Origin of the sequence: Vibrio sp. V19_P1S1T109, from assembly GCF_002241375.1 — a bacterium.
In the GTDB taxonomy this organism is placed as follows: Bacteria; Pseudomonadota; Gammaproteobacteria; order Enterobacterales; family Vibrionaceae; genus Vibrio; species Vibrio anguillarum.
Window position 1 is genome coordinate 1 of sequence record NZ_NDIM01000112.1, and the last position, 4,477, is coordinate 4,477.

General features: G+C 41.9%; 5 protein-coding genes. 2 read left to right on the forward strand and 3 right to left on the reverse strand.

The window, feature by feature from the left end:
- Both uspE and ttcA read left to right on the forward strand, forming a co-directional pair.
- Nucleotides 1–881: universal stress protein UspE (gene uspE, locus B9J87_RS05270; protein ID WP_254918096.1), on the forward strand; the 881-nt coding region annotated here is incomplete at its 5' end.
- 142 nt (nt 882–1,023) lie between these two features.
- A complete protein-coding gene (gene ttcA / locus B9J87_RS05275; RefSeq protein ID WP_013856889.1) occupies nt 1,024–1,956 on the forward strand; it encodes a tRNA 2-thiocytidine(32) synthetase TtcA in 933 nt (310 codons plus the stop codon).
- Between the two features lie 66 nt (nt 1,957–2,022).
- Here the strand turns inward: ttcA and B9J87_RS05280 are convergent, their stop codons facing one another.
- Genes B9J87_RS05280 through B9J87_RS05290 form a run of 3 tightly spaced genes read right to left on the reverse strand, consistent with a single transcriptional unit; the run spans nt 2,023 to nt 4,278 of the window.
- Complete coding sequence (locus tag B9J87_RS05280) at nt 2,023–2,685, reverse strand: DUF2987 domain-containing protein (RefSeq protein WP_094149647.1); 663 nt, start codon at nt 2,683–2,685, stop codon at nt 2,023–2,025.
- A 2-nt stretch (nt 2,686–2,687) separates the two neighbouring features.
- Complete coding sequence (locus tag B9J87_RS05285; protein WP_094125502.1) at nt 2,688–3,494, reverse strand: glucosaminidase domain-containing protein; 807 nt, start codon at nt 3,492–3,494, stop codon at nt 2,688–2,690.
- The gene (locus B9J87_RS05290; RefSeq protein WP_026028002.1) at nt 3,487–4,278 is read right to left on the reverse strand and encodes a membrane protein; all 792 of its coding nucleotides are present in this window, start codon (nt 4,276–4,278) and stop codon (nt 3,487–3,489) included. The genes B9J87_RS05285 and B9J87_RS05290 overlap by 8 nt, the downstream gene beginning before the upstream one ends.
- Nucleotides 4,279–4,477: the final 199 nt, after the last annotated feature.

The following is a 4,477-nucleotide window of genomic DNA, read 5'->3' on the forward strand; positions in this document are numbered from 1 at the left end:
GAGCCATACAGTTAGCGCAGCAAAGCACGTCTTCTAGCCACATTACATTTTTTCTATCTATTTATGATTTCTCTTATGACATGACGTCGATGCTCTCTGTTGATGAACGTGATGCTATGCGACGTGGTGTTATCCATCAGCGCGAGCAATGGATGAGGAAAGTAGCTGAACCGTATATTGATAGTTCGATCCAATTTGAAGTGAAAGTGGTGTGGCATAACCGCCCTTATGAAGCGATTATTGCTGAGATATTTTACGGAGAACATGACATTCTGATCAAAGGGACGCGTAAGCATGATGTCCTGGAATCCGTTATTTTTACACCGACAGATTGGCACTTATTGCGTAAATGCCCAACTCCAGTGCTATTGGTCAAAAATTCAGATTGGCCACAGAATGCGAATATAATCGCTTCGGTACATGTGGGGTCAGAAAATCCGGCTCATATTGATTTAAATGATTGCATGGTTGAACAACTAAAAAGCCTCACCACTCGTTTAGGTGCGACGCCTTATCTGGTCAATTCATACCCTATTACGCCAGCGAATATCACCATTGAGCTGCCCGAGTTTGATCCAATGACCTACACTGATGCTGTTCGTGGTCACCATTTGATGGCAATGAAAGCATTGCGACAAAAGCATGGTATAGATGAATCTCAAACACTTGTAGAACAAGGCTTGCCTGAAGACGTCATTCCTCAAGCAGCTGAAAAGCTCAATGCGGCGATGGTTATTCTTGGTACGACGGGGCGTACAGGGTTATCGGCAGTATTTATTGGCAATACGGCAGAACAAGTCATTGATAAAATTAACTGTGATGTTTTAGCATTAAAGCCGCATGGCTACGTGAGCCCTTTAGATCCTAAAACCTCTATTTAAAATGGCCCGATCTATCATCGATCCCCCTTGTCATAGACGAGGGGGATTTTTTATCTTCCTTACTTGTTAGATCTGGCATCTGCGCTATTTATCCGTATCATACGCACTCTATTTTGTTTTAAAGATTAAAGACCAGACACTGATGACTGAGCAAATTCAAGAGCGCACCAAAGCTCAACAATATAATTTCAATAAACTTCAGAAGCGTATCCGTCGTAATACGGGTCAAGCCATTGCTGACTTTAATATGATTGAAGATGGCGACCGTATTATGGTATGTCTTTCTGGCGGTAAAGATAGCTTTACCATGCTGGATATTCTAATGAGCCTTCAGAAAAGTGCCCCTGTTAGCTTTGAGCTTATTGCCGTGAATCTTGATCAAAAACAGCCCGGATTTCCTGAACACATTCTGCCGCAGTACTTAGAGCAACTAGGCGTTGAATATAAAATTGTCGAAGAAGACACGTATTCTATTGTTCAAGATAAGATCCCTGAAGGGAAAACCACCTGCTCACTTTGTTCACGCTTACGCCGCGGTATTTTGTACCGTACAGCCAAAGAACTCGGTGCGACGAAAATTGCGTTAGGCCATCACCGTGACGACATTCTAGAAACGCTATTTTTGAACATGTTTTATGGTGGAAAGATCAAAGGAATGCCACCTAAACTTGTGTCTGATAACGGTGAACATGTGGTAATTCGCCCTCTAGCCTACTGTCGTGAAAAAGACATTATCAAATATGCGAACATGCGAGAGTATCCGATTATTCCATGTAATCTATGTGGCTCTCAGCCAAACATGCAACGTCAAAACATTAAGCAAATGCTAAATGGCTGGGATAAACAGTTCCCTGGGCGCATCGAGACCATGTTTAGTGCAATGCAAAATGTAGTGCCTAGCCATTTGGCTGATTTCAAGTTGTTTGACTTTAAGTCGATTAACCGTGATTCAGGCGTTATTAATGGCGGCGACATTGGTTTTGATAAAGAAGAGATGCCAATCCTAGCGCTCGAAGATGAGGATAGCGTGATGGAGTTTGATCCTAGTTTGAAGTTGGATGTCACCAATCTTTGATATTCCTACAAAGATAAAACGAGTACGGGCTGCGAATGCAGCCCTATTGATATTAGCCCAACATGTCTAATGTTTCGCTTTGGGAAGATAAGGTAACACGCGAACCGTTTCTTGTGGCAACTGCATCGATCCACCTTCACCCAGCTGACTGAGCTCCACTTGGGCTTTGCCATCTTCTATGTTAATGGTTTCGCCGTTACTCAACTGAATGAGCGAATTCAAATTATTGGCAAATTCGAGTGTGACACCAGAAACATCGGGTGTGAACCAACTCGCAAACATCCCGCCGAGCTCTTCCAGTAATTTTTGCATCTGAGGTAATAAGATGGCGACCTGCTGGTAAGATATTTCTCCTTTGAACTGCTCTTTTGCCATAACAACAGTCGAAAAGTCACAACGCATATCTTGAGGAGTATCGACAAACACTAACGGATTCGCTTGCCGTAAATGATCGTCTAAAGGAAGTAGTAGCTCGTGGTTGCTACTGACTTTCAACGCTTCATAGTGCTTTTCTTTTTCCATCCAAGCCTTCTCTATTGGGCAGAGCTGCTTGGTATTGGCATTAAGGAAATAATAAGCGACTTTGACATTGGGGTACTCTTCTTTCACGTTATTTTTCATTGCTGAAAACAACTTGGAGTATGTAAACATATACTCTTGAGCGTTAACGGGAAATGCGTTAGCAAGGCATAACGTTGTCAGTAATAAGGTAAGCGTTCTTTTTTTCATTATTATTCTGTCCAGAAAGGCTGATTGTGACGCATCATAGATTGAAGATCTTGCACATAAGCTTCTCCGCGCTCTGAGTATTTCAGTAAGCCATTGGTCATCTCCATGGCACTGTCGGCACTCAATAAATCGGCATTATTTTTTCTTAATCGAAAACGAATCTCTCGTAAATCATGATAAGCGGAGTTGCGGTTAACATTCATGAAGTAACCGTGGATTGACTCTTGAACAGAACCAAAACTCGCCACTTCGTGAGTCATACCTTCCACTCGTTGCAAAGGTACCAACCCACACCCTACACTGTAACACCATTGACCGAAATAGTTGTTTCCTTCAGTTGCAAAGCGAGAGGTTCCCCAAGCCGATTCATTCGCTGCCTGGGTCAAGACTAACGCTTCGGGTAAAACGTCAACTCGATGCAGCATGTTTTCTAACCATGCGCTAGTGATGCCTTCTGCAGGAATCGGTACTTCATATCGCTTAGAGAGTTTTTGCGCCTCACTATAGTCACTTTTGGCTATCTGATTGCTTAGATGATGTTGTGCAATCCTCTCTAATATTTCACGCTCTCGCAAAACACGTAAATTTTCCCAAGCTATCCCTGGTTTTAAGAAAGAAAAAAAAGCATGCTTTTTCTCATTCACATCATCGATGGCTGAGAAGTCAGGCGCTTTGCCAATAGCTCTTGCACCTTGCAAAGATGGAATGTCGCTTTTGTAAGTCGTCTCGGTTGAGGTTTGCTTGACGTAATAAACGCTGCAGCTCACAACCACGAGCGAGATGGCGGTAAGTAAGATTATTTTACGCATTGAACACCTGAGAATTTGGATTATTGTCGGATTGATTAGTCGCTATGATCTTTAGTTTGATGCCAAACATATTGCGATAAATAATCCCTTTAGCATGGAAGAAGAAAGGTAATACAAAAATGAAACCTATCCCATAAAAGAGCGCGGCGGCAACGAACATCAGCATGATCACGGAATAAATCACGGCAATAGGAACGATTTTTTTATTTACTGCGCGTAAGGATAATAGCAGTGATTGCATAGGTGGAACCCGTTTTTCGCAGATCAATAAGATGGATTGGCTAAACGCAATACTCAAATACATTGATAGCAATGGGAAAATCATTCCTGCTACACCTTGCAGTAATAAGCTGAATAGCGTTGCTAAAATCACTGGGATGGTGAACTGTAATCCCTTACCTATATGTCTTGGCTGTGTTCTTAACCCAGCGACATGACTCATCGCCATTAAGCTCACGCCAGCATAAATAGGTGCACTAACGACCTCATAGCTAAAATTAGCCACAAAAATAGCTTGTACAATATTGCCTGTGAAAGCTTCTGGTGTTTCTAACGCATCCAAGATTAGTGATGGATCACCCAGTTGCAATTTTAAAGCAATATAGAAGATCGCAAGCTGCACAAATAAAAGAATCACGATGGAAGGAGAAAAGGAGATAAATTGCTTGATCGTACAATCCCATGCCTCTTTGAGCACGGCGTTAACTTTTAGCTCGTAATCTCCCTTGAGCGCATGCTCTACACTACCGCCTAAATTGAAATCTTTTTCAATATCATTATTCATAAAATGTCCTAGGCAACGGAAAAGCAAGTTGCCTGTATTTGGGTCACAAAGTTATTGTCATTATACTGCAATACACTCTAGTCCAAAATCAGAAGCCTAAACTGATCTTGCATTATTATGTGTTTGGTTGATAATTAACCACTTGAAAGCATTGAACAGTTAGTTAGTTCTGTATGGTAATCAATCTTTACTGCTACCT

Excerpts from the sequence above, each read along its gene's own strand:
- ttcA (WP_013856889.1), top strand. The coding sequence starts at position 1,024 with ATGACTGAGCAAATTCAAGAGCGCACCAAAGCTCAACAATATAATTTC.
- B9J87_RS05280 (WP_094149647.1), bottom strand. The coding sequence starts at position 2,685 with ATGAAAAAAAGAACGCTTACCTTATTACTGACAACGTTATGCCTTGCT.
- B9J87_RS05285 (WP_094125502.1), bottom strand. The coding sequence starts at position 3,494 with ATGCGTAAAATAATCTTACTTACCGCCATCTCGCTCGTGGTTGTGAGC.
- B9J87_RS05290 (WP_026028002.1), bottom strand. The coding sequence starts at position 4,278 with ATGAATAATGATATTGAAAAAGATTTCAATTTAGGCGGTAGTGTAGAG.